The 249-nt window shown below is 39.0% G+C and carries 1 pseudogene; it reads right to left on the bottom strand.

What is annotated here, in order from left to right:
• Window positions 1–249 (bottom strand): annotated as a pseudogene (locus SB658_RS26165) (hypothetical protein); the annotation flags it as partial.

Raw genomic sequence — 249 nt, 5'->3', positions numbered from 1 at the left:
CGGGTTCTTTTGTTTTTTGATCATAGCAGGTGTTTTTTGTATAGAGATAATCATCTGTAATAAAGTTCCCGTTTCTCAATACAGCGAAAGGCGTCCGTTCATTTGAAAATAAATCATTGCCAAATTGAATGGAATCCTTCGTTTCAATCCCTAGTAAGTGAAGAAGTGTAGGCTTCACGTCCATTTGACCAGCTGTTTCAGAAATCGTCTGCGGTGCTTGATCCGTGACACCAGGAATGTAAATCAAAA

This window comes from Bacillus sp. SIMBA_008 (genome assembly GCF_046535495.1).
In the GTDB taxonomy this organism is placed as follows: domain Bacteria; phylum Bacillota; class Bacilli; order Bacillales; family Bacillaceae; genus Bacillus; species Bacillus subtilis.
Note: the sequence above shows the minus strand (reverse complement) of the source record. Positions and strands in the feature narration are given on the sequence as shown.